The following is a 462-nucleotide window of genomic DNA, read 5'->3' as shown; positions in this document are numbered from 1 at the left end:
TCTTCCTGCTGGACATGATGTGCGCCGGCGCGCTTGCCCACGCTGATTTTCACCGCATCTTTACGCACCATCGCCAAAATCTCATCCGACACCAAAGCATCGTAAAATACGGTATCCGCAGCCTGAATCGCCTGCAAAGCATGTATGGTCAGCAAGCCCGGATCACCCGGCCCTGCGCCCACCAAAACCACTTCGCCGCCAAACGGCGTTTCCCGGTTTAACTGCGTGATCAATTCACGTTCTGCCGCCTCGATATTGTTTTGGGCTGCAAAAATACTGAAACGGCTGTCGAACAACTTTTCCCAAAAATAACGGCGTCGTTCGACATGATGAATTGTCTGTTTAACCTTTTCGCGCCATTTTCCGGCAATACGCGCCATCGTGCCCGTATGCAGCGGAATCAATGTTTCAATAATCTGCCACCATTTCCGCGCCAATACAGGCGCAGTACCACCGCTGGAT

The 462-nt window shown here is 52.4% G+C and carries 1 protein-coding gene; it reads right to left on the bottom strand.

Annotated features, from left to right (window positions below; all coding sequences use genetic code 11):
- On the bottom strand, nt 1-462 hold a 462-nt coding region (locus ACTHUM_RS19450), incomplete at both ends, for an SAM-dependent methyltransferase (protein ID WP_440403935.1).

This window comes from Neisseria sp. P0021.S006, from assembly GCF_051956895.1.
Note: the sequence above shows the minus strand (reverse complement) of the source record. Positions and strands in the feature narration are given on the sequence as shown.